This is a genomic window from Undibacterium sp. GW821-FHT11H02, from assembly GCF_058808015.1.
In genome coordinates this window covers 165,231-188,993 of record NZ_JBXARG010000008.1, presented here as the reverse complement: position 1 = coordinate 188,993, position 23,763 = coordinate 165,231, and the positions used below count along the sequence as shown (strand labels likewise).

Below are 23,763 nucleotides of genomic sequence, written 5' to 3'. Positions count from 1 at the left end.
AAGAAAAAGACTAGGATACCTGACACCCAATCAGGTATTCTTCAAAAATACGCTTGCACTTCAAAATTGAACTCGCGATCTACCAACTACGCGGCCTCGGACAAAGTTGCGCGAGACAATGGCTGCAAGATCAACGCCAACACTTGGGCGTGTCGCGCAGCGTGAATATTGCCCGTGATTCTTTGGATGCGGCAACGGGTGTGATTGAGCGCCTGCTTATGCCGGCAAAAAAAGATCAATGACATCAGCGCTAAGGACGATTGAGCGTTTGTCTAAGTTCTTCAAACGCAGCGCTAATGATCTCCGTGACACATTGGACCTTAGGCAAATAACGATGGCGCTTGTGTACCACCAAATACAAACTACCCGCCGCGTCTGGCCCCAAATCCAGATCAAGTTCAGTCAGTTCATTGATCACGGAATACATGTGTGGCGCTTTGGCTAAGGGCATCGCTCCTAGACCTGCACGACAAGCAGCGACCTGAACATTGAAATCGTCTGAGGTGAAGGCTGGCCGAAAATTCGAAATCAAGGCGCGCAGACATTGATTCACGTACAGGTGATCATGCGACTCGGCCCAACAGATCCAATTTAGGTCTTCGGGCTTGGGGCTTTTCCCTACTTCGGCGGCATAACTGGGGGCGGCATAAACGCGAATGCGGACGTGTACTTGATCCAGACAGATGAGATCCTCGTCATTCGGCGCTGCCGTGCGTAAGGAGATATCGGCTTCGCCTCGTCCCAGGTTTAAAGTTTCTACGCCTGACAAGACCTCCATATATAACTTGGGATATAGCATCTGTAAGCGTTTGCTTAAAGGCGCCAGCAAGTCGAATGCAATCCCGGGCGGCGCAGCAATGCGGATTTTGCCTTCGGGTAGATGCGTCTTTTGGCTAATATTTTGCTCGGCCTGATGCGCCCATTCGGCCATTCTTTGCGCAGCGGGCAGTAGTTTTTCACCGGCTTGTGTCAATGTCACGCCGTGACTGGCGCGCTCAAACAAATTTTCGCCTATCGCCTCCTCCAGCTCACCGATACGGCGACTCAAGGTCGGTTGTCCAAGTCGTAAAACCCGTGCTGCCGCACTCAAACTGCCTTGTTCAACGACGGTCACAAATAGTTTGACGTCATCCCAACGTAAGCCCATAGACACCTCTTAGTATCTGATTTCTAGCCCAAAAACTGCGACCATTAATTTAAATTCGGATGGATACATCAAAATTTAGGCAATTGTCGCAGATATTTGGATATGCGACACTAGCTTGACTATTCAACTAAGAGGCCCCCAAATGATTTATCCACATCGTATGAAAGCGGAGTTAGAAGGCGATTTTGTCTTATTTCTGATCGGCATGCGCATCAATAAGCCATTACAAATTCATCGCTGGCTGCCAGTAGCACGTGCCATGCCCAGAATGCTGACCGAATTGTACGCGCAACCGGAACTTGGGCTTTTACATGCTGACGCCTGGTTTGGCCGCACGATTATCACGGTACAGTACTGGCGTTCGCTTGAACACTTGCACGCTTACGCCAGAAGCAAAGAACGCCAACACCTGCCCGCCTGGCGCGCGTTTCAACAAGCCTCTGATGGCAACACAGCGGTAGGGATCTGGCATGAAAGCTATCAAATCAAAGCCGGCAGTCACAGCAATATCTACGTCAATATGCCCTTATTTGGCTTGGGAAAGGCTAGCGGGAGTTTTATGCCCGTCAAAAAGCAAACATGAATAAGTTCGCACTCAGTCTGACACTCGTTTCCTTGTTCACCCTGCAGGCCTGCACTAGCAGCAATCATCCTAGCGCAACATCGAAATTAGGTAAGGCCAGCACACTGGCCGCTATGGAAGCATTGATAGAGCAACCCGGCACTATCGACCTTGAAGCTGTCGCCGCTGCGAACTGGTCTGTACCGCTGTCTGGGCTGATCAATTTAGATAGTCCACAAGCACGTCAGGCGCAACTCAAGGATAAGGACGAAGCGATACAAATCTTCACCTATGTGATTAAACATCCTCAGTGTGGCTACTTTTTAATCGATACTGGCGTCTCGGCAAAACTGGTAGCAGATCCGGCAAATTTTGGTTTTAACTGGATGCTGCGCAAAGGTATGCAACTAGAAAAAATGCAGGTAAAAACCAGCACGTCCACTATTTTGGCCAAACTGCCGCAAGAATTGTCCGGTGTATTTCTCACGCATTTACATCTCGATCACATTAGTGGTTTACCCGATGTTCCGACTTCTGTCCCAGTTTATACGGGAGCGGGTGAAAGCAAAGAAACCTACTGGCTCAACATGGTCGTGCGCCCCGCCACCGATCAATTACTCGCCAATCGGGCACCCTTGCAAGAATGGGCGTTTGACCAAGTAGACTCTGCCGCAAGCAGCCGCTCGGTCATCGATATTTTTGGCGACGGCAGCGTCTTTGCAATTGCGGTACCTGGTCACACCAAAGGCAGCACCGCCTATCTGGTACGCAGCACACAAGGCCCTGTACTCATCGTAGGCGATACCTCGCATACATTGTGGGGCTGGGAACACGGGGTAGAACCAGGTGACTACACTCGCGATCACGCTAGCAATCTGAGCAGTTTACAAGCGCTGAAGGGATTGGTGGCGCGGCATCCGGCTATTGACGTGAGGCTTGGGCATCAGCATTGATACAGATTAGATTGGAATCTCTTTGCCAATAGTGGAGGCTTATGTCTCAAGTTTTCATTGGCGCTGACTAAGGTACATACACCATGTAGATTTCAATTTCGACACCAAGATCTTTTTCGGACACAAAGAGATTCAACACAAGATCACTGCGTCCTTCTGACTCCGTCCAAAGATCAACGATGGCCCGCCATCGATTTCCTTGCCAAATACAAACCGATGTTTCCCATGTTTCGTCGGGAAGTTCAATTAAGACTTCGCCGTAGTCGCGGATGTAATGTCCAATTTGTTCTACTATTTCAGGCGATACCGAAGCGACTCCGCTTATTCCAAAACTGAGTTGATAATCGTGACGCACAAATGCACGTACGATATCCTTGATCACTTCGCGCCAAGCGGTTGGAATAGGGCGCTCCGTTTCTTCGTCCTTGACTGCCAAGATTTACATTTTTCTCTTTCGCTTATCAATCGAGGCTTCCACAAAACACTCCCCACCTATCGAAAGACAATTTTTATAAAACCTAACTCCAGCCCTTAGCTTTTGCAAGCACTAATTCCTGTGTTTTTCTCATTTGCAGAAGATTGGCCTCGTTCAATTTCTCGTAGTTTGCATGCTTTGCAAAGTATGGCCCTAACCACCCACTTTCATGCGTAAAAGCCATAGTCCAAGCTAAGTTTACAGGGAACACATAATAATCAGAAAAGGCCGCTTTGGTCGGTAACTTATCAGTAGTGAAGGCCGTTTTTCTATCGTTCGAAAGAATCACATACTCAACAGCAAGCTGTTGCTGATATTGAGCTATGGCGGCCGCTCCTGTGAGACTTGTATAGCGATCGCCACTAAAAATATGCCAAAGAAATTCCTTAGTATTGACGCCATGACGAAGTACCCCATACACATTTAGCCATTGCTGTGTCAATTCCTCAGCGCCAGTTTCGTCAAAATGACGCAAAACTATACCGGGTTCAACAAGTAATTTTGATCGACGTACCATCTAAAATTTTTCCAAATCAAAAAAATTAATAAGGTGCTTCCCGATTTTCAAAACTCAAAGATGAAAAATCAAACAAGACTTTTTCCTCGCTCAAACCCTCGTCGCCAAACTGCGCTGAATACAGAATCCCATGCGCTGCCCATACTAGTCGATCACGATCAACATCTGCCCATTCCCAGTCCGGGCGCTGTAACACTTGCCCTGACTTCTGATGACATAATTCGTGGGTATCAAAATAAGCACCTCGACCAAACGGCGACTGCGAAGTTGCGTGCGCTAATTTACGTAAAATCCAGTGCGCATGAATGCTCTTTTCAAAGACCGTGATTACACCAAATTTACTATCAGAAATAGGCTCTTTCTTTTGCCACCCATCGCGTTGCAAACGAAGGTAGTAAACGCCCAAACATTCGCCACCATAGTGCTCGTGCCAAGGGTACTCAGATTCCCGTTGAAAGCGACTGTCATTCAATTGGATTTCATGACCGTAACCATCGTTCAACCAATAATTCTGGTTCGACAAAAACAAGCCACCACCATGCCAGCAATCACCTTTCGCATACAAACTCATCGCTTTTAGAAACGGCGCCTGCGAAATCGCCGTCCAAGATCCTTTGACTTCAGATGACCAAAGCCCATTCATCGCAAAATAGATCAGATGTCGTCCATCGGGTGACAAATCAGAACGGCGCTCATAAATCCGCCCCTTCAACCATTGCCCCAATTCAAACGTGTCATCGTCTCTATTCCAGCCAATGACGGCAACTTGACGTGAAGGCCCGCGACGAAAGACAACGGCAGTCGCTGCATCGCGTGCCAGCAAGACATGTAATCGTGGTGGGTATTTTTGTGGCATGCTCTCCTCTTGTCAATCTTCAAAACTAGTTCGCTCCGAAATTCGCTAACTTGTCATACAAGCTTTTGAGCAGCAAAATATTCTCTCGCCAATTGTTCACAAACCTGCCACAGCGCCGGCGATCCGCGTGCTATGACCGAGCCGTAACGTTGCAGAACCTGTTCTAAAGTCACCCCATTTTCTGTCCAGGTTCCGCCCTCAGTGTGGACATTCACTAGCAGAGGCTGCACCCGATCAAGCGCTTTGGCGAACTTGGCGTCCTCGGTCATCGCGTCTTCAAACTCATGCCAAAGAGCGAGCAGTTCACTACCTTGTGGTTCGGGTAAAAGGCCAAACAAACGCGCAGCGGCTTGTGCCTCATGGAGAGCTTGATCTTGCGACGAAGCGCCACTATGGATAGGCGTATCACCCACATCGACTTCAACAATGTCATGGATGAGCAACATTTTAATGACACGTTCTACATCAATTACACCCGCAGCGTGATCACGCAAGAGCAAGGCATACATCGCCAAATGCCAGGAATGCTCGGCGCTGTTCTCTTTGCGGCTTTGATCCAATAAAGGTGATTGTCGGAGGACGGATTTTAGACGGTCAATCTCGCGTAGGAAATTAAGCTGTTGGAGTAGTTGGTTCATTCGCGTTTTGAGATAGAGCTGTAATTAATTCATAAAACGTCTATGCGGCTGTCGACTTCAGCGTCGTGTCAGATTTTGCGGAAGTGATAGTAAAGCGCTTTCATTTTATCAAGATATCTTCTGCGTCAACTAAAATATGGCTAGCTACATGTTGATTTGCATTCATCAACACATTCAAGAATACTCAACATTCTCTACTTTTTTAAACCGGACAGGTCAGCGTAGCCGCCGGTGCTGGCAAAGCGCAAATTAAGCCAGATTCAAAAGCTCGGTTGGAGGAAGCAGGACGCGCGCGTAATCGTCGTGGTTTCGCTTTACTTAGATTAGGTAAATTTACGTAATGTTCACAAAGGGCGGACCGCTTGGGCTGGCAAAACTTTATGATTGAGCCTGAACCGCCCTCATCCCCTACCCTTCTCCTGCCTGCGGGAGAAGGGGGTTGTGACCGGAACCTGCAAGGAAATTCATTTCAAACTGCAGCGGGTTCAAGCCCAATACGACACTTATTTTTTCTGCTGCCCTTCCCCAACAAAGGCCTTCGCTTCCGCACCCACCCGTATCACCCTTATCTGTCTTAATTCTCCAGCGGTTTCCAATTTACTCAATAGCTCTTGTCCAGCGACGAGATGTGCAATCGTGATGAAGCCAGCTGGAACCACGCTCTCTGCAGCGTTGAGTAGCAAATGACCTTGCGCGTTGATGGCTAGCGTCATGCCTTTCAGGTTGTGTGAGGTATTCACCGACTCGCTGAGAGCGCTATCAGGCCAAGTGCCGTTCAGGCTGAATCCCAATTTGCCATCGACCATTTTTGTTTGTCCGATTGCGGGCGGTGGCGTACTTGGTCGTGCCGCTCCGGGATTGAATGCGGGTGGTTTGAAATTAGTTTCTAGTTGACCGATCAGACGTGCCACCGTGGCCGGTGCCAATTCTGGATGCAATCCGAACAAGACGTTGCCCTGATTGGTCCCTAATTCTACATACAAGCCCGACGGCAGGTAGTAGCCTTCACGACTCATAGACTCGGGCGCATTCGCTACTTCGTAGGCCATCAAAGCAATCGCAATAGCAGAATGCTGCTGCGCTTTGGCATAGGGAACCACTTCATTGTAAGTATCAAGCAAAGTGTGCCAGGTACGACCGTAGTTAAAATCGGTTTTGTTATTCGCAGAGGGCGTGGGAACACCTTTCATGGAGAATGCTGAAGCATCCGTACCTGAAAGCGCTTCGGCACGTACCCGTGGGTAATCGCTGGTTTTTACTTCGAAGCCGAACTCGGTATTCACGCCTTTTAAACTGTTAGCGACACGTTCAAACGGCGCTTTCCATGCGCTGGGCACAGTGATGCCAGAGACCGCACCGGGCGCGCCGTCGCGATTGAGCATCATGACGACTTTGTCCATGTTTTTAGCGTATTTTTCGGTGTAGGCTGCAGCACCCAAAATGCCTAGCTCTTCACCCGCGGACGCCAGCATAACGATACTGCGTCTGGGTTTGGCACCCGCCTTGGCTAACAAGCGCATCGCTTCTATCGTCGGCGACACGCCAGAGCCGTCGTCTACCGCGCCCGTTGCACTATCGAAGCTGTCTAAATGGGCACCGATCACGACGTATTCGTCAGGCTTTTCGCTACCTTGAATCCGTGCTACGACGTTATGAAATGGGACTGGGCCCGGATAAAACCAATTACGAATATCAAATTCGAGTTCTGGCTTTTCACCTTTTTTTAATTGCTCTTGAATCTCGGTGTATTGCGCGGCAGTTAATTTAATGTCCGGCAAATTCGGTAATTTATCCCAGCTAGTTGGTTTGGCGTCGAGCAAACTCAGTGGCTCTTTGCCCGATTGCACTGTGCCTAATGCACCGGCCTCGATTAACTTTAAAGTCACGGCATCGGGCTTGTATTCTTTACGTCCGTCGCGTCCCATGCCTCGACTCTCGCCAGGAATCAGAACCCAAGCGCCTTTGAATTCGGCCATGCGAGCTTGTGCTTCGGCTTCGTTGGCAGGACCTAGCACTGCGAAGCCACGCTGTGCGCCTTTGGTGCCGGCGGTATAACTTGGGGTACCAAAACGCAGAGATCTCTCTGTTGCGCCTGTCATCTTGCCAAACCATGGGCCGCGATTAAAACCGACTGGCTGTTGGCCTGCTTCTTCTAATTCTGCAGGGATACCCCATTGCTGCAATTGCTCTTTGGTCCAACGCGCCGCATGCGTGTAATTATCGCTACCCACCATACGACCACCAAAGCGATTAGTCAGTACATCTAACCAGGTCATCGCTTGTGGATCTTGTAGACCGATTTCGACGATTTTTTTGGAGGTAGCATCTTGCGCTGAGGCGACCACACTCACGCTGAATAACAAGGCAACACTGATATGGCGCGCCATGACGCTCAAAGGATATTTGTACATGAAGTCTCTCAGAATAGATCAAAGTGGCATACAAGAAAGTAGTGCAAGCGCGTTTGATACAAGAAACCTGAACAAGTTCCTTCGGGGTCTAGCCTTACGCAAAGATGTCGTGCTTGGCTGCCTGACTGATAGCAAGAATGGCGGGATCGTTTAAGCGACGCTCTATCGTAATCAGGTAAATTTCCTCAACAATATTGGGAACATCACCTATGGCCACGACATTATGTTGTGAACAGATTTCCTTCTTCATTGCAGTTGGCGCCAGAAAGAAGCCTGCGCCTGCACGACCAAAGGCTTTCATTAATGCGCCATCGTCAAACTCACCAACGATAATCGGGCGCAATTGACACTCTTCCATCCAGCCTAGAATCTTAGCTTGCACCGCAACATCTTCACCCGGTATTAGGAAGGGTGCATGTTGCAAGCGTGCTGGAAAACCACCCTTGAATTTCTTTGCTAATGCCGATGTTCCAAACACGGTTAAGCCACACTTTCCAAGCAAATGATTATAAGCGCGAATACTGGTCTGATTTCCCATCGGTCTATCGGCAATAATGACATCCAATCGATGCAAGGCTAATTCAGCCAACAGGAGATCAAGCCGCCCTTCGCGACAATTTAAGCGAACCGGTTCTTCCAATTCAATCGCAGGCTGCAATAAACGATAAGCAATAACCTTAGGGACAGTATCGGCGATACCGACACGAAATGTGCGACGGCGCGCTTGTAAGTGATCACGTAAGGCATCGAGGAGCTGGTCGCCTGAATTAAAGATATCGTCGGCGTAAACGAGAATACGTCGACCGGCATCAGTCAACTCAATATTGCGCCCATTTTTCTTGAATAACTCCACACCGAGACTCTGCTCGAACTCGTTGATCTGCCCACTGACCGCATGTGCAGTCAAATGCAACTTTTCAGCCGCCTTAGCGATGCTACCGGTCTTAGCGACTGTCCAATAATATCGGAGGTGCTTGAAATTCAATGCTGGCAAGTTGGAGTTCCTTATCTCTAGGGTCTGCATAACCAATGCGCTACGCAGTTTTATTCTACATGATTAGCTTGTTTAACTTTGTTATTCGATTGCGCCTTTGCACTCGCAGACAGTGCAAACTCCAGAAACGACAACCACGCCAGATCAACTGCACCCAACAATAACTAATAGCCGCCAAAGAGAGCGATAGAATCAGCATCCCCAACAGCCAAGGCGACCCAAGAGTAGCCATCCATGCAAACCATGCGTGCAAACTCTCAATTAGCTGGGTCCAATCTGTCACCGGCATGGCTGGTAGTTCGTGCCAATAAGCAGAACCGTTCAGACTCTGCCCTATCCCATAAGCCAACATATAGATAGGCACAATGGTAATAGGATTCGTCAGAAACGTCCCAATTAAGGCCATAGGCAAATTCACTCGCAACAAGCAGGCTAAAGTCACTGCCGCAAGCATCTGCAAAGGACCGGGGATCATACCGCACAGGACACCGACCGCCAAACCTAAGGCCACCGGCTCTCGCTCAACATCCCACAGGCCGGGTCGGTTAAGCCGACTGGTAAAACGGCGACTAATCGGGATACGTTCTATCGTCTCCCGACTTGGGAGCACCCTTCTTAAAAATTTTTTTGGCATACGTTTCACTTCACAACCACTGCATGTCACCACTTAGATTAACCATCTAACTTCATCGAGTGATCTCAAATTAGATCTCTAGAGGTTTAATAGTGAGTTTCTAGAATTGAGGCCTTATTCGCTGAGGCGTAATCTCGACCATGCGCTTGCCGAGATGATGTTGGACTGTCAAAAGTGGCTAAATTCCCTTCAAGAAGTAGGTCGCTAATCGACACCAAATCAAGCGTCCAACACTGCAATGCGCGTTCGATCAGAACTGCCTCACCGTCACTCAGCCTATCGTCTGCGTCGACGATGGCTACCATAATTCGCAATATCTGCTTACGTAATTGCAGATCCTTAATTTCAGCGAGAATACTGTCTATGGCTGAATTAGAAATCTCTATTTGTCCGTAATGGGCACCATCAGCACACTGCAACATATCCTCGCACAAGTGGTGCACGATCTTTTCAAACTCCTCGTCACTTAATCCTAATCGTTCAACGATGCCGTAACGACTAATGACGTCCAGCTCTGATTGGTCCAAGCCACCATCGACCAACATTGATAAGGCCACGATACGCGCCATCGCTTCGGGGCTATTTACACGGTAAGTTCTCATGACATGTCTCCCATCAATAAAATGTAAAGCTTTACTTGGAAATCAACTCTTCCCCATCGTCATAGGCCAAATCTTGCACCTTGACGTGGGCATGTTCTTTGATACGACCTATGCGCTTGGCAAGTAATTGTTCGGCTCGTTTGATTGCCTTATCAATCGCAATATACAAATCAGCTTCGGTGTCATGAATCACTATCTGCTGTTTTTTCGCCATAGGTATTTGAATTAAACAATGTTTATCTGCACCACCACGCGGGCCGTTGATATCTGAAAGTCGGACTTTAATTGTTTTCACATCATCCATAGCCCAGTCGGTGGCAAATTTGAGACGGCGGTAGGTGTGCTCACGTAGGCCTTCTGTCAACTCAAAACCGCGTGCTTGTATATCGATGTTCATTACGCTTCTCCATTTGTTTAGGTAATGGACTTAGTGTAAGGACGAGTGGAATTAGATTCAAATCGATTAATTGAATCTCATTGCTCGAAAAAATCGATGTTTTAAGAAGTCGGAGGAAAAGAGGTGAGGCGAATATTTCAAGAGGGGTACCGACTCACATCTGGACGATGGTGTGCTTAAGCTACTTCGCCTGCCTTGTGGTAAGGCTACAGATAAATCGGTCCAGAATCCCTAAGAGGGCAAAAGCGAAGCGGCGATCGCTAGGGCCTATTGACCTATTGACCTATATTTTAGGCTAGCGTTTCAATCAAAACAAAGGATGTGTAGCAAGGGTTTCGCATCACGCAGCGACGTGCCAACGAAACGATCATCGCATACTTGCGATGATGCGCCTTGCAAATCCATCTCTTGCTGAGTCTGAACGCCCCAGCAAGAGATGCAACGCTGTCCATCATGCGTTTTGATTGAAACCCTCTGGGAGTGGCTCAAATCGGCACAGAGTTTATAGAACGGGATTGCTGCGGCAATACTGCTGCACATAGGCCTGATGGGATGGTAATTGCATGACTGTCTTATCAATCGCCGTACGGATATGATTCAGAAAACCCGACAACTCTGGATCTCCCATTAAATCTGCAATTTGATGATGCTGTTCCGGCATAATTCCCTGCCCCAGCATCACCTGTAGCCATGAATTTTCGGCGAACAATTCATTCGGCACCCGGAACACGCGACCAGTTTCACGGAAAAGATCAATGCGATGTTGCAGTGATGCGGGTATGTTCATACTACGACAGTCGCGCCAGAACGGGGTGTCCTGGCGATTCGTCACATGATAATGAAGAATAATAAAATCACGGATATGCTGTAACTCATAGTCGGTTTGTTTATTATATTCATCGATATCTGATTGACTGATGCCATTGCTAGGAAACATTTGCAGCAAACGAATGATGCCACGCTGTATCAGATGAATACTGGTTGATTCGAGTGGTTCCAGAAAACCACTCGCCAAGCCTATCGCCACACAATTTCCATTCCACGTTTTCTCACGTTGCCCAGGCCGAAACTTGAGCACTCTCGGTTGCATCAAGGGTTGACCTTCGATGTTGTCCATCAAGACTTGCTTGGCTTGCTCATCATCGATGTAACGGCTAGAAAAGACCAAGCCGTTACCTACTCGATGCTGTAGAGGAATGCGCCACTGCCAACCCGATTCGCGCGCTATGGATCTGGTGTAAGGTAAGGCATCGCTGACTGACTCGGTTTGTACTGCCACTGCACTATCGCAGAATAACCAGTGCGACCAATCTTGATAGGCGACCTTCATGGTTTCACCAATGAGTAATCCTCGAAACCCGGTGCAATCAATAAACAAATCCCCTTCAATATCGACGCCAGAATCGAGTTTGAGCGAAACAATATTGCCTGTTAGTGGATCAGTTTCAACTTTGGCGATTTTGCCTTCGATACGTTGCACGCCAAAGGGCTCACTGAATTTCCGCAAATATTTTGCGTATTTGCTGGCATCGATATGATAGGCGTAGTTCATGCCATTATTCGGCAAATGCGCGAAGCGTTGCGCTTGAGCCGCTTTTAGCTCGAGACAATAATCACCATATTCGCCTGCCAGTTTTCGCTCGCGACCCTTCATCCAAAAATGTTGAAAGCCCGCGGTCCAATGATCTGTACCGGTGAGGCCAAATGAGTGGATGTAATCCTCATTACGATCTCGCCAATTTTCAAAACTAATGCCCAGTTTGAAGGTTGCGTGGGTCGCGACCATGAACTCCTGTTCATTAATCTCCAGCAAGTTATGGAAGTTCATGATGGTGGGAATCGTCGCCTCACCAACGCCAACAGTACCTATCTCATCCGACTCAACCAACTTAATATCAAGCAGCTTACCAAGCGTCTTTGATAGTGCTGCAGCGACCATCCAGCCAGCGGTTCCACCGCCAGCGATGACGACACGGCGGATGGGTTTCTTGGCTATCGCCTCTTGGATCTGTTGTTGCATAGGATTTCCTTATTCTCTGTGCTCTGTCAATCTCAATCAATTTCTGATTAACGATTCATCTTTTTGATCAATTGCGCTCTCAACATGCGCGCAGCATCTGCATCAAGTGGCGCCAATACTCTGCGAGCTTGAGGCGGGATGTGCGCTAATTCAGCGTCACCAGCATCAAACACATAATGGCAAAATAATTCTTTCCAAGCCTGCCGCTGTTCAACTGGCAAATCACGCACACTCAACAAGGCCAACATCAACGCGTTGGTGGGGGTATCCATGTACTCCGGTGATTGACGCCACCAATAATTCAACAACACATTAAATCGATCCAATGCCTCAACATGGTGCCACCACATACTGGGAAGAAATAGCGCATCGCCCGGCTCAAGTTCGGCGACTTGCGCATGCTCTAAAGCTTGTGCGAATCTAGGAAATTTTTCAAAATCCGGATTGGCAAAATCCACCAAGCTAATCGATTGTCCTGCGGGCGTGAAATCGAGCGGACCAATATAGAGATTGCTCAACTGATTTGGTGGAAACAAAGTAAAGCGACGATGGCCGGCAGCGACACAGGCGATATTGTCCGGCAAATCATAGTGCGCAGCGATCCTTGTTTGATTACCGATCCAGATGCTCATCAGGGGATCACGCGATCCCAAATCAAGATCATTTTCGGCGCGAAACCCTGGCAAACAGGTGTCCACGGTGGTGGAACCTACATAGATCGCTGGCGGCTTTTCATCATTGCGATGATCATAAAGCTCTCCCAATACCGCAGTGAGATTCGTATTTACGGGAAAGAAATTAAAACCACTTAAATCTTCGTTATAAAAAAATCGACCATTGATCTCTGGCGTGCCAAGCATGGCTACCACATTGGCGTCACGATAAAAACGCTGTAAATACATTGCAGCGTCTTGATCGGAGGACAGCCCCGCTTTGACCATGGGCCACGAGGAAACCAGTCCTCTCAATATCAGCGGTTGAGTCGATTTGAGAATCGCATCATTTAAGTCTTGCGGACCTAGTCCCTTAATCTCTCTAACGTAACTAACGATGGCTGGCATATCAGCGATTCTTTCTTTCTATCAGCGCACGGAAATTTGACAAGGAGGCAATCACCATAAAGATGGCCTGTAAATAGCCAAGGCGATTCCATTGTTCAAGCACTGCTCCACTGAGACCATGTACTTTTTCTTCATTGATCGTATAGAAACCTGCCAAACGATTTTGTGAACCGTCGTTCAACTCGATATCGAGTACAAAGGATTCCAGTAATTGATGTTCCATCAACGCCTTGATAAAGGCAGGTGTACTTTGCAGGCCTTGATGTATCGTCAGCAGCATGGAATTCATTTGCTCCAAGAATTCACTATTGCCGCCATGCGGCAGGAAAATCGGCTGACCTTCTGTTCGACTCACCTTCGCGCTTTCTAGATCAATATTGATCATTAATTCGTCACCGACTTTGCCAATTAAGAACGGTTGACGTTTGATCAAATGCGGTACATAGGACGCGTCCCAACCATCACTTCCGAGGAATAAGTTTTCGCCTTCTTGAAACCCAAATAGCGCGATCGGCTCGAAACTTGTGCCATCCATGGTTTTACGAAACACAATAGGATAATGCGCTTGTAGATCCCTAAACTCTGAAGGGAAAGTTAAGGTCGACATCACCGCATCGCCGAAATGCGCGCCATGCCCTGTGATCACTCGCAAATCTTTGTGATCAACGTTATTAAGTAAAACTGCTTTAGCCATGTTTTGTCCCTGTTTTTTATCATCTAATTATTCAAATTTTTTGCATACCATATTGCCGAATATGCTCAATTAACTCCCTATTGCTTGGAAGTGCAGAGAGCATTTTGGTAGTCAGTGCTGCGGCCTCCCGGAAATACTGTTCGGCCAGATCCAAATGATCGGAACTCTTTTCTGCTCTCGATTCTTCACCACGAAAACCCATCCCATACAACACATATTGATAACTGGCTGACGGGAAAACTTCTTCGATGCGAAACAAATCATAGCGCGATGGACCGCGATGTCGCCATAAGGTAAGTAGCTCTTTCAAGCGTTGCGGAATCGATTCAGCTTGACGGTTATCGTGCCAATAGTCGGAATCTGTCCGCTGACTTAAAACGTAATGTAGCTTTAAAAAATCGATCACTCGTTCCCAGCGATACGTGAAGGCATCATTAAATCGTCGAGCGATAATATCCATAGCATCTCGTGTCGCGGGCATGTCATCGCTTAGCATCGCAGCCGACAGCTCTACCATCGCTAAGGCCGAGGCTTCTAAGGGTTCAATAAAGCCAGCCGACTGACCGATTGCCACACAGTTACGGAACCAGAATTGTTTTCGATAGCCAGGATTAAACGATAATTTTCTTGGCTCACTTATTTCTTTTGGTGCCCCACTTTTTGCGAGGTAGGCTCGTAAAGCCGCTTGTGCCTTTTCATCCGAGATGTGGGCGCTGGAATACACGTATCCAGTACCGCGACGGGTAGGCAAGCCTATATCCCAAATCCACCCACCCTCTTGGGCAGTGGAAATCGTTTGTGAGGCGATCGGACTGTCCTGACTCGCGTAAGCTACCTGCACTGCCAATGCACTATCGTTGAACAAAACATGCTTCTGCGTGAGAAATTCAACCCCATAATGCTGCCCCAATAATAGGGATTGGGAACCTGAACAATCTACAAATAAATCGCCACTGAGTATCGTGCCAGCTTTGAGCTGCAAGGAGGCGATATCACCGTTGTCATGTGAATTAATTCCCACCACATGATCGAGTACATGCTTGATACCTAATCGCTCAGTACCATACTTTTGAAGAAAGAGTCCAAATTTGCCAGCGTCAAGATGGTATCCATAATTGGCTACCGCTGCATATTCAGGCGTCACCGCTTGTTTGGGTGCTTTACCATAGACGCAGAGATGCGGTTGAAAACTCACTAGGTCGGCGAATGGAATATGGGAATACCGTTGCTGCCAAGCGGTAGCCAAATTCGTCTCACCATAGCCTAGGGGCAGCACAAAGGGGTGAAAATAATAGTCATTTTCAGTCCCAGTCACCCATTCATTGAAGCGTGATCCCTGTTTAAACGACGCGTCACAGTCACGGAAAAAATCGGCTTCAGAAACACCTATTCTCCTCAAAGTGTCGCGCATCGTCGGCCAAGTACCTTCACCCACGCCGATGGGAGCAACATCCGGTGACTCAATTAGCGTCACTTGCAAGTTAGTGGCTAACGCTGATTTATGTTCGGCAGCGATAAGGGCCGCAGTCAACCAACCTGCAGAACCGCCGCCCACGATGACAATGTGTTTGATAACATTGCTTGGCATGAATTTCTCCATTATCTAGCCACTACGTCCACGTGCATCCTTGTGAAAAAGGCCACTGGTTTGCAGTGGCCTCTTTGTCTATCGTTGGCGAGTCGCCTCACCGCAACCGTTTTACCTGCGTTTTGCCATTCTACAATCAGAATTTATAGCGAGCACTGATCATATAGCGTGGACCTGCTTGAGTGACGCTTTCCAACATCGATTTGGTACGTCCATGGGTACGTTGGATTTGATCAGTGAGATTGATCGCCTCGAACTGAAATGCCAGCTTACTATCGTAGGCATACCCGAGGCTCAGATCAACTTGACCGTAGGGCTCAACATAGATTGGATTTGGACCTGCGCCATCGAATGTCGATGCGAGGAACTCACCACGCCAGTTATAAGCAACACGCGCTGACCAAGGACCTTGTTCATACATAGCAACCAAATTCGACGAGTTGCTTAGACCAACCAGCGCGAATTGCTCACCAATTTTGTAATTATCGTACTTGAGATTAGAACGTACATAAGTGTAGTTGGCGGAGAGACCAAAACCACTTTCACCAAACATATGTTGCACGTTCAATTCTAATCCATCCAAATTGGCAGCTTTCTGATTGGTGAACGTGGTAATTTCAAATTTTGCTACTGGATCACTAGCTTGACCGGTAATGGTTCCTGTTTCATTTCCAGAGGCATCCGGAGTTCCCTTAACTACGCCAGGAGCGCCATTATGATTTCTGAAAATGTAATTACGGATACAAGTGACGTCACCTGTCGCGCAAGCGCTTCCACCTTTTGCGATGGCTTCGTTCCACAAGGCGCCACCAACTGGTGTGTGCAAATTAAATGGTGTCGCTGTGATTTTTGATTGTCCCACATAATTAGTTAAGTCTTTGCGGAACAAGCCAGCTGAGAGATAGCTTTGTTTTGCGTAATACCATTCAAAAGACAGATCCAGATTTTTGGATTTGACAGGCTTCAATGATGGATTACCTTGGCTACCCGTGCCGCCGTTGATTCGCACTAATGAGTCTAGCGTTTGGCCGCCTTGAATCTGATCATAACGTGGACGGCCTATGGTTTCTCCATAGCTGGCACGCAAGACCATATCTTTGCTCAGCTCAACATCATAGTCTAAGCTTGGCAAAACATTGCTGTAGCTTCCTTTGAGGGTCGTGAAGCTTGGGTCACCAAAAGTGATAGGGAACTCATTGTTCGATACCATCACGATCGCTTTGGCTGTCGGTACTAAAGCCGTTGAGACGACATCCGTTTTTTCGAAACGTACACCAATTGCTGTATGCATAGGCAATGTGGTATCCCAGTTTGTATTCAACTGTAAGTAGGCGCTCTTCGATTTTTCAGTCGCGAGTTGATCGGTATCGAAAGTGGTTTTTGGTAAGTAGAGCTCTGGCTTACCTGAAGCAGTCGCGGCTAATTGACGTACCTGTTCAAAATTGAAGGTATTGAAATTATTGAAGAGGTCAGGACTGTTGCTACCGCTAATTTTGCTGAAGTATTTTCTTACCGTTTCAGCATGCCACACGTTGCTTGGATAATCAGATGGTTTGGTTGCACCGCCCCAGGTATCACGTTGCTGATTCGAAAATGCAGAGCGATTATCCACTGTCGTAGCCGCGACACCGAATACCAAATGGGAGTCTTCTAATACCTTCAAGCGTCCTTTTAATTGCAGCTGACTAATGTCACCTTTCATATAGCCGTTTTGAAACACGGAGCCAGTGACTTGTTGAGGCGCCGCAGTGTAATTTGCACCTTTGATACTTAACACTGGAAAGTCGTTACTAAAGTTAGCAGTCGTAGTGCCTCGGCTAAAACTCGCGGTACCAAGGACATTGCTGGAACCGAAAGGACTATCAGACATCGATTCAGCGCTTGACTTGTGGGCATCGAGTTCAAGTTTAAGTGAACTCGTTGGCGTCCACACAGCATTGAAGCCCAATGATTTGTTCTGCGTCTTGGTTGCGAATTTAGCACCACCCATAGCGATGTCGCTATTGGCGGGGTCTATGGTCTCAGTATAGATAAGTGGCGCAGCGACCGGTCCTTTACTAAAAGAGGTAACGGAAGGCCCAAAATTGAACCATGCGGACAAGTCTTGACGACGCGTCTGAATCTTATTTTCAGAAAGGGTGTAATCGAGAGTCGTCACTAATTCTTTGATCGGTGCAAATTGCAGCGTTAATTGCCCATTCGTGCGCTGGCGTTGTACGCCGCTCATACTGTAGTTGAGGTTCTGCGGGACTGAATAAATGTCTGTTGGTCCTGGGCGATTAGTAATGTTGTTGGCACCAGGCGTGCCGGGTTGAGGTACGGTACCCCAGTTGTTTTCATCTCCACGAAACGGACCACGCCAGCCGTTGGAGACAGCCGCTGTGTTGTAACCGAGATTACGTTCCTGTTTGCTGGCACTGATAGCGATACCAACTCTTCCTTCGTCAAAGGTATTGCTATAGATTCCGGAGAATTCTGGCGTTACCGCTGAGCCTGATTTGACATCATTTGGTAAGGCACTACTGGAATTGTCCTTGACTGCTTTAATTCCAACGCTGGCGTGCATACCAGGATTTTCAAATGGTCGAGCAGTCATCACGTTAACTGTCGCGCCGATACCGCCGGTAGGTGATTCCGCACGGCTGGTCTTGTAAACTTGAAGTTGCGAAATTGCTTCCGATGCCAAATTGGCGAAGTCAAACGCGCGTCCATTGAGGTCGCCCAAGTTCGATGTTGGCATCTGGCGACCGTTCAATAACACGAGGTTAAAGTCGGGCCCAACGCCACGCACAGTAATCTTCGAGCCTTCGCCAATCGAGCGGTCAATTGAGACACCGCTGATACGCTGTAGCGATTCGGCTAAATTTGTATCGGGAAATTTTCCTATGTCTTCAGCGACGATGCCATCCACGATACCCTGAGAATCGCGTTTCAGATTCATTGAAGAGCTCAAGCTCTTGCGGTAGCCGGTAACTACTACGGTGCTAACAGCAGCCTCTTCTTTTTTTGCTGTATCTGCTTGTTGTGCATATGAACTTGCACCAACGAGCCCACATGCACTTGCCACAGCGACACTCATTAGCGTTCTCTTGCTCTTCGGGTTAAACATTTTGTCTCCTTGTTTTAATATTCTGCGATCTCTAGTATCTCTGATCGGATCATAGAGGCTTGTCACTACAGGTGTATGTTGTTCGATGCTGCTTATCGCGGCGATTTCTTAGGCAACTTATTGCTGCTTTTACCTCTTGTTAAATCCTTGTCCTGATTTGCTCTTACGTGTACCTTACTTGTCGCTTTACTGTCAGCACCTACAAAGGTCTTTATCCAAAAAAACTATTTTTTACGCGATACCAACTTAAGCAGCTCGCTCAAAGTGTTTATCGCCGGGTTCAGCAAACAAGGTCAATTAGCTGAATTTGTCAATTTTATGGAATCGTTTCCATTTGTGGTTTGAAATATAGCATTCATCAAAATTTGATGTCAACATTTTTTTGGAAACGTTCCCATTTTGTGTCTATTTGCGACATTTTTATCGCTTTTTGGTAAGAACCAGCAAGCTATTCCGCGGCAGAGTCGCGCACAATTTATGCCACTTAGTTAGGACTTTGTTTGCAAAATCTGTGGATAACTTTGTGGGTAAGATTTGAATAATTTTGGATTTGAATTCATCTTGAGATAAATCAAATTAATTACCCATATTAAGTCTTTGATTTTTAAATGAATTTATATATATTTATCAAGTGGATAAAATTTCCACAGGAAAATATTTATTGGTTTTTTTGTGGATAATTAATTTCCGGTGTGATGCACAATCAAATTGACGGCGCCGCTACACTCATAAAGAGGAAGAAAATCTCATTCGACTTTTAACTTATATAGCGCGGGATTTTCAGCCGGATAAGTGAGACCCAGCTCTGCTAACTTTTCGCTTACGATATGCGCAATCGCGAGATTTCTTTGGGTCTTAGAATTAGCCGGAATAATATGCCAAGGTGCCTGCTCAGTATGCGTTGCGCGTATCGTGTCTTGATAGGCACTTTGATAATCACTCCAAAATTTTCGTTCGCTTAAATCCTGAGGATCAAATTTCCAATGTTTATTCGGATCAGCGATACGCTCTTCTAAGCGTAGCTTTTGTTCGTCTTTAGAAATATGCAAAAAGAATTTTAAGATGGTCGTGCCTGTTTCAACCAGCATGCGCTCGAAAGCATTGATGTGGGCAAAACGTCGCTTACATTCTGCACCGTCTATCCAAGCATGAACTTTGGTGATCAAAACATCTTCGTAATGGCTACGATTGAAAATGACAACCTCACCTACAGCAGGTACTTGCTGGTGGACGCGCCATAAAAAATCATGCGCCAACTCAATAGCGCTTGGTGCTTTAAAACTGACACTGCGCACACCTGCGGGATTGAGCTGACCGAAAACCGCCTTCACCGTGCCATCTTTGCCAGAAGTATCCATACCCTGCAAAATGACCAGCAATTTATGCCGACGTTGCGCATATAGAATGTCCTGATAGGCAGCGATTTTTTCGCCCAAGCTACCCGTCTTCAATTTCATCGCCTCTTTGGTTCCGACATCAGTAAAAGGACGCTTAGCTGCGTCTTTGTCCTGCAAGACAAAGTCTGACGCAGCGAGAAACTGTTGGGCGATATTGGTCATGGCGCTTATCTCGGAAATTAGGAAATTTGATGCAAACGTTTATGCTCTATCTTAGTACATTTATCCATAATGACATGCAATCCTGCCGCTAGCGCCTGTTCAGCTGCAGCACCGTTGACGATGCTTAGCTGCATCCACACCGCACCTGCATTGATGGCAATCGCTTCATTCACGATCTCTGGGATATCTTCAGCTTTACGAAAACAATCAACAATGTCTATTTTGAGACCACTATGTTGTTGCGCCTCGCTCAAACTCGCATAGCAAGTCTCGCCCAATATCGTATTCCCTGCTTGCAATGGATTGATGGCTAACACCTTATAAGCATGTTCTTGCAAGTACTGCGCGACTTTGTAGCTGTCGCGCTCGGGTTTATTCGAAATGCCGACGATGGCAATGGTTTTTGCTGTGTTTAAGAGGTGATCAATCAACTCGTCTGACATGCCTGACATATTTCGGCTCCCTACAAAAATCCTGTGGAAAAAGAAAAAGGCAGCCGTAGCTGCCCTATTCTATTTAGACTTAATGTCTCGTAAAACTTTTGCAGAATTAACGCTTAGAACGTAATTTCTGTATCGCTGCCAATTGTGCGATCGCTGATTGCAACTCGGCTTGCGCTTGCGCGTAATCGATGCCCGAATCACGATTCACCAAAGCTTCTTCTGCCAATTTCTTAGCTTCAGCCGCTTTCGCTTCATCAAGATCATGACCACGAATCGCTGTATCAGCCAATACAGTGACTGTATCAGGCTGCACTTCCAGGATACCGCCAGCAACGAATACGAATTCGTCTTCAGCTTGACCTGCAACCTTAATACGCACTGCGCCTGGCTTGATACGTGTGATCAATGGTGTGTGCTTTGGATAGATACCCAATTCACCTGATTCACCCGGCAACGCGACGAATTCAGCTTCGCCAGAAAAGATCAACTCTTCTGCTGAAACCACGTCAACGTGAATAGTATGTGCCATGTGCTAACCTTTTTTCAAAATGCCCCTCCCCCTTCAAGGGGGAGGTCGGGAGGGGGATGGGTTTAACGTCGAGCGCTAATAACGTTCTTCCTCACTCGCTGTTTACCCCATCCCCACACCGACCCGTCCACTGCGCTGCAATTATGCAGCTTAGAAATGGAAGGCGAAAAAACATGTTTTTTCGTCCGACCAATTCCCCTTGAAGGGGAGGGGGCGTCACTCCTCGCCCTTGCGGGCTTGGAATAATTATGCAGCCATTTTCTTCGCTTTTTCGATCGCTTCGTCGATTGTACCTACCATGTAGAACGCTTGTTCTGGCAAGTGATCGAGTTCACCGGATGCAATCATCTTGAAGCCTTTGATTGTATCTTTGAGTGAAACGTATTTACCTGGAGAACCAGTAAATACCTCAGCAACGTGGAAAGGCTGGGACAAGAAACGTTGCATCTTACGTGCACGAGCAACGATCAACTTATCTTCAGGTGCCAATTCGTCCATACCCAAAATCGCGATAATGTCACGCAATTCTTTGTAGCGTTGCAAAGTACCTTGAACAGCGCGTGCTGTTTCATAGTGATCTTGACCAACGACTTGTGGGTCCAACTGACGTGAAGTTGAATCGAGTGGATCAACCGCTGGGTAGATACCCAAAGAGGCGATGTCACGAGACAAAACAACGGTGGAATCCAAGTGAGCAAACGTTGTCGCTGGGGATGGATCTGTCAAGTCATCCGCTGGAACGTAAACCGCTTGAATAGAAGTAATAGAACCAGTCTTAGTGGAAGTAATACGTTCTTGCAAACGGCCCATTTCTTCAGCCAATGTTGGTTGGTAACCCACCGCGGAAGGCATACGGCCCAACAACGCAGAAACTTCAGTACCAGCCAATGTGTAACGATAGATGTTATCGACGAAGAACAACACGTCTTTACCTTCGTCACGGAAACCTTCAGCGATCGTCAAACCAGTCAAAGCAACGCGCAAACGGTTACCTGGTGGTTCATTCATCTGACCGTACACCATCGCTACTTTGGAATCTTCAGGCTTTTCCAAGTTAACAACGTTAGCGTCAGCCATTTCGTGGTAGAAGTCATTACCTTCACGAGTACGTTCACCAACACCAGCAAACACGGACAAACCGCTGTGTGCTTTAGCAATGTTGTTGATCAACTCCATCATGTTAACGGTCTTACCAACACCAGCACCACCGAACAAACCAACTTTACCACCCTTCGCAAATGGGCAAACCAGGTCAATAACTTTGATACCGGTTTCCAACAATTCTTGCGATGGAGAGAGTTCGTCGTAAGCAGGTGCTTTACGGTGAATAGATGCTTGTGTCTCACGGCTAACCGGACCACATTCATCAATTGGGTTACCCAATACGTCCATAATACGGCCCAGTGTTGCTTTGCCGGTTGGAACCATAATTGGTTTACCTGTGTTGCTAATCATCATGCCACGACGCAAGCCATCAGATGTACCCAAAGCAATCGTACGGACGATACCGTCACCCAATTGCTGCTGGACTTCCAATGTCAGATCGGAGCCTTCCATTTTCAAGGCATCGTAAACCTTAGGCATCGCGTCGCGTGGAAATTCAACGTCCACAACAGCGCCGATACACTGAACGATTTTGCCATTAGCCATGTTCGTTCCTTCAATAATATTAAAATTCGTTTAGACCGCTGCCGCGCCGGCGACGATCTCGGAGAGCTCTTTGGTAATCGCTGCTTGACGAGTTTTGTTGTAAATCAACTTCAACTCACCAATCACATTACCTGCGTTATCGCTAGCTGATTTCATCGCCACCATACGTGCCGATTGTTCAGACGCCATGTTTTCTGCCACTGCTTGATAAATCAGCGCTTCTACATAACGTACCAACAATTCATCGATCACCGCAGCTGCATCTGGTTCGTAAATATAGTCCCAAGAATGGGAAGCTTTATTTGTTTCCAGCTTGTCCGATGTCAGAGGCAATAATTGCTCAACCACCGGTTCTTGCTTCATGGTGTTAATGAATTTGGTGTAGCTCAAATAAACCGCATCGAGCTTGCCTTCCTGATACGCATCCAATAACAATTTCACTGGACCGATCAATTTATCGAGGTGGGGTGTATCACCCAATTGCGTCGCATGCGCCACAACTTTTGCACCTACACGATTCAGGAAGCCGAAACCTTTGTTACCGATTGCGACCGCTTCAATTTTTGAACCCTTACCTTCGAGTTCACGCATCTTGTTGGTGACCAAACGCAAAACGTTGGTATTCAAGCCACCGCACAAACCTTTATCAGTTGTGACAACGATCAAGCCAACTTTCTTAGCTTGATCTTGTTGAACCATGAAAGGATGCGTGTACTCTGGGTTGGCCTGTGACAAGTTCGCCGTGATCGTACGAATTTTTTCACTGTACGGACGAGCCGCACGCATTCTGTCCTGCGCTTTACGCATTTTAGAAGCAGCGACCATTTCCATCGCTTTCGTGATCTTCTTCGTATTCTCTACGCTTTTGATCTTGCCACGTATCTCTTTACCTACAGCCATGAGTATTGACTCCTTCTAGCTACG

23 protein-coding genes are annotated in these 23,763 nt (G+C 47.3%); 3 read left to right on the top strand and 20 right to left on the bottom strand.

Annotated features, from left to right (window positions below):
• Positions 1 to 53: 53 nt before the first annotated feature.
• Positions 54 to 242, top strand: a complete 189-nt coding sequence (locus tag AC1RR2_RS10730; RefSeq protein WP_493222249.1) for a hypothetical protein — start codon at positions 54 to 56, stop codon at positions 240 to 242.
• A gap of 8 nt (positions 243 to 250) precedes the next feature.
• Here the strand turns inward: AC1RR2_RS10730 and AC1RR2_RS10725 are convergent, their stop codons facing one another.
• Positions 251 to 1,147, bottom strand: coding sequence for a LysR family transcriptional regulator (locus AC1RR2_RS10725; protein ID WP_493222248.1), 897 nt, complete (start codon positions 1,145 to 1,147; stop codon positions 251 to 253).
• Positions 1,148 to 1,289: 142 nt separating this feature from the next.
• Here AC1RR2_RS10725 and AC1RR2_RS10720 point away from each other — a divergent pair, with 142 nt between their 5' ends.
• Together AC1RR2_RS10720 and AC1RR2_RS10715 are read left to right on the top strand one after the other, a co-directional pair.
• Positions 1,290 to 1,730, top strand: a complete 441-nt coding sequence (locus tag AC1RR2_RS10720) for a DUF4188 domain-containing protein (protein WP_493222247.1) — start codon at positions 1,290 to 1,292, stop codon at positions 1,728 to 1,730.
• On the top strand, positions 1,727 to 2,662 hold the full coding sequence (locus tag AC1RR2_RS10715) for an MBL fold metallo-hydrolase (protein ID WP_493222246.1): 936 nt from the start codon (positions 1,727 to 1,729) through the stop codon (positions 2,660 to 2,662). Before AC1RR2_RS10720 ends, AC1RR2_RS10715 begins: the two co-directional genes overlap by 4 nt.
• A gap of 67 nt (positions 2,663 to 2,729) precedes the next feature.
• On the opposite strand, the gene AC1RR2_RS10710 is transcribed toward AC1RR2_RS10715, so the two are convergent.
• The 19 genes from AC1RR2_RS10710 to atpG form a co-directional block, all read right to left on the bottom strand.
• Positions 2,730 to 3,098 carry a DUF7668 domain-containing protein gene (locus AC1RR2_RS10710; protein WP_493222245.1) on the bottom strand — a complete coding sequence of 123 codons (369 nt, stop codon included), beginning with the start codon at positions 3,096 to 3,098 and terminating at the stop codon, positions 2,730 to 2,732.
• A gap of 82 nt (positions 3,099 to 3,180) precedes the next feature.
• Positions 3,181 to 3,654, bottom strand: coding sequence for a DUF4275 family protein (locus AC1RR2_RS10705; RefSeq protein WP_493222244.1), 474 nt, complete (start codon positions 3,652 to 3,654; stop codon positions 3,181 to 3,183).
• Between the two features lie 25 nt (positions 3,655 to 3,679).
• Positions 3,680 to 4,510, bottom strand: coding sequence for a hypothetical protein (locus tag AC1RR2_RS10700; RefSeq protein WP_493222243.1), 831 nt, complete (start codon positions 4,508 to 4,510; stop codon positions 3,680 to 3,682).
• A 53-nt stretch (positions 4,511 to 4,563) separates the two neighbouring features.
• On the bottom strand, positions 4,564 to 5,148 hold the full coding sequence (locus AC1RR2_RS10695; protein WP_493222242.1) for an HD domain-containing protein: 585 nt from the start codon (positions 5,146 to 5,148) through the stop codon (positions 4,564 to 4,566).
• A gap of 503 nt (positions 5,149 to 5,651) precedes the next feature.
• Positions 5,652 to 7,559: a M28 family peptidase gene (locus AC1RR2_RS10690; RefSeq protein ID WP_493222241.1), complete on the bottom strand. Its 1,908-nt coding sequence runs from the start codon at positions 7,557 to 7,559 to the stop codon at positions 5,652 to 5,654.
• Positions 7,560 to 7,653: 94 nt separating this feature from the next.
• On the bottom strand, positions 7,654 to 8,553 hold the full coding sequence (nhaR, locus tag AC1RR2_RS10685) for a transcriptional activator NhaR (RefSeq protein WP_493222240.1): 900 nt from the start codon (positions 8,551 to 8,553) through the stop codon (positions 7,654 to 7,656).
• A gap of 55 nt (positions 8,554 to 8,608) precedes the next feature.
• Complete coding sequence (locus AC1RR2_RS10680; protein ID WP_493222239.1) at positions 8,609 to 9,187, bottom strand: DUF2062 domain-containing protein; 579 nt, start codon at positions 9,185 to 9,187, stop codon at positions 8,609 to 8,611.
• Positions 9,188 to 9,273: 86 nt separating this feature from the next.
• Positions 9,274 to 9,789 (bottom strand): tellurite resistance TerB family protein, encoded by a 516-nt coding sequence (locus AC1RR2_RS10675; RefSeq protein WP_493222238.1) that lies wholly within the window; start codon positions 9,787 to 9,789, stop codon positions 9,274 to 9,276.
• Between the two features lie 31 nt (positions 9,790 to 9,820).
• A complete protein-coding gene (locus AC1RR2_RS10670) occupies positions 9,821 to 10,186 on the bottom strand; it encodes an HPF/RaiA family ribosome-associated protein (protein WP_493222237.1) in 366 nt (121 codons plus the stop codon).
• 502 nt (positions 10,187 to 10,688) lie between these two features.
• The gene (locus tag AC1RR2_RS10665; protein ID WP_493222236.1) at positions 10,689 to 12,206 is read right to left on the bottom strand and encodes a tryptophan halogenase family protein; all 1,518 of its coding nucleotides are present in this window, start codon (positions 12,204 to 12,206) and stop codon (positions 10,689 to 10,691) included.
• 47 nt (positions 12,207 to 12,253) lie between these two features.
• A complete protein-coding gene (locus AC1RR2_RS10660) occupies positions 12,254 to 13,267 on the bottom strand; it encodes a cupin-like domain-containing protein (protein ID WP_493222235.1) in 1,014 nt (337 codons plus the stop codon).
• 1 nt (position 13,268) lies between these two features.
• Positions 13,269 to 13,961 carry a SapC family protein gene (locus AC1RR2_RS10655; protein ID WP_493222234.1) on the bottom strand — a complete coding sequence of 231 codons (693 nt, stop codon included), beginning with the start codon at positions 13,959 to 13,961 and terminating at the stop codon, positions 13,269 to 13,271.
• 31 nt (positions 13,962 to 13,992) lie between these two features.
• Positions 13,993 to 15,549, bottom strand: a complete 1,557-nt coding sequence (locus AC1RR2_RS10650; protein ID WP_493222233.1) for a tryptophan halogenase family protein — start codon at positions 15,547 to 15,549, stop codon at positions 13,993 to 13,995.
• A 136-nt stretch (positions 15,550 to 15,685) separates the two neighbouring features.
• Positions 15,686 to 18,658: a TonB-dependent receptor gene (locus AC1RR2_RS10645; RefSeq protein WP_493222232.1), complete on the bottom strand. Its 2,973-nt coding sequence runs from the start codon at positions 18,656 to 18,658 to the stop codon at positions 15,686 to 15,688.
• A 746-nt stretch (positions 18,659 to 19,404) separates the two neighbouring features.
• A complete protein-coding gene (locus AC1RR2_RS10640; RefSeq protein WP_493222231.1) occupies positions 19,405 to 20,217 on the bottom strand; it encodes a PPK2 family polyphosphate kinase in 813 nt (270 codons plus the stop codon).
• 17 nt (positions 20,218 to 20,234) lie between these two features.
• Positions 20,235 to 20,669 (bottom strand): CoA-binding protein, encoded by a 435-nt coding sequence (locus AC1RR2_RS10635; RefSeq protein WP_493222230.1) that lies wholly within the window; start codon positions 20,667 to 20,669, stop codon positions 20,235 to 20,237.
• Between the two features lie 97 nt (positions 20,670 to 20,766).
• Positions 20,767 to 21,189, bottom strand: coding sequence for a F0F1 ATP synthase subunit epsilon (locus AC1RR2_RS10630; RefSeq protein ID WP_493222229.1), 423 nt, complete (start codon positions 21,187 to 21,189; stop codon positions 20,767 to 20,769).
• A gap of 246 nt (positions 21,190 to 21,435) precedes the next feature.
• The gene (gene atpD / locus AC1RR2_RS10625; protein ID WP_493222228.1) at positions 21,436 to 22,839 is read right to left on the bottom strand and encodes a F0F1 ATP synthase subunit beta; all 1,404 of its coding nucleotides are present in this window, start codon (positions 22,837 to 22,839) and stop codon (positions 21,436 to 21,438) included.
• Between the two features lie 30 nt (positions 22,840 to 22,869).
• Complete coding sequence (gene atpG / locus AC1RR2_RS10620) at positions 22,870 to 23,739, bottom strand: F0F1 ATP synthase subunit gamma (RefSeq protein ID WP_493222227.1); 870 nt, start codon at positions 23,737 to 23,739, stop codon at positions 22,870 to 22,872.
• Between the last annotated feature and the right edge of the window lie 24 nt (positions 23,740 to 23,763).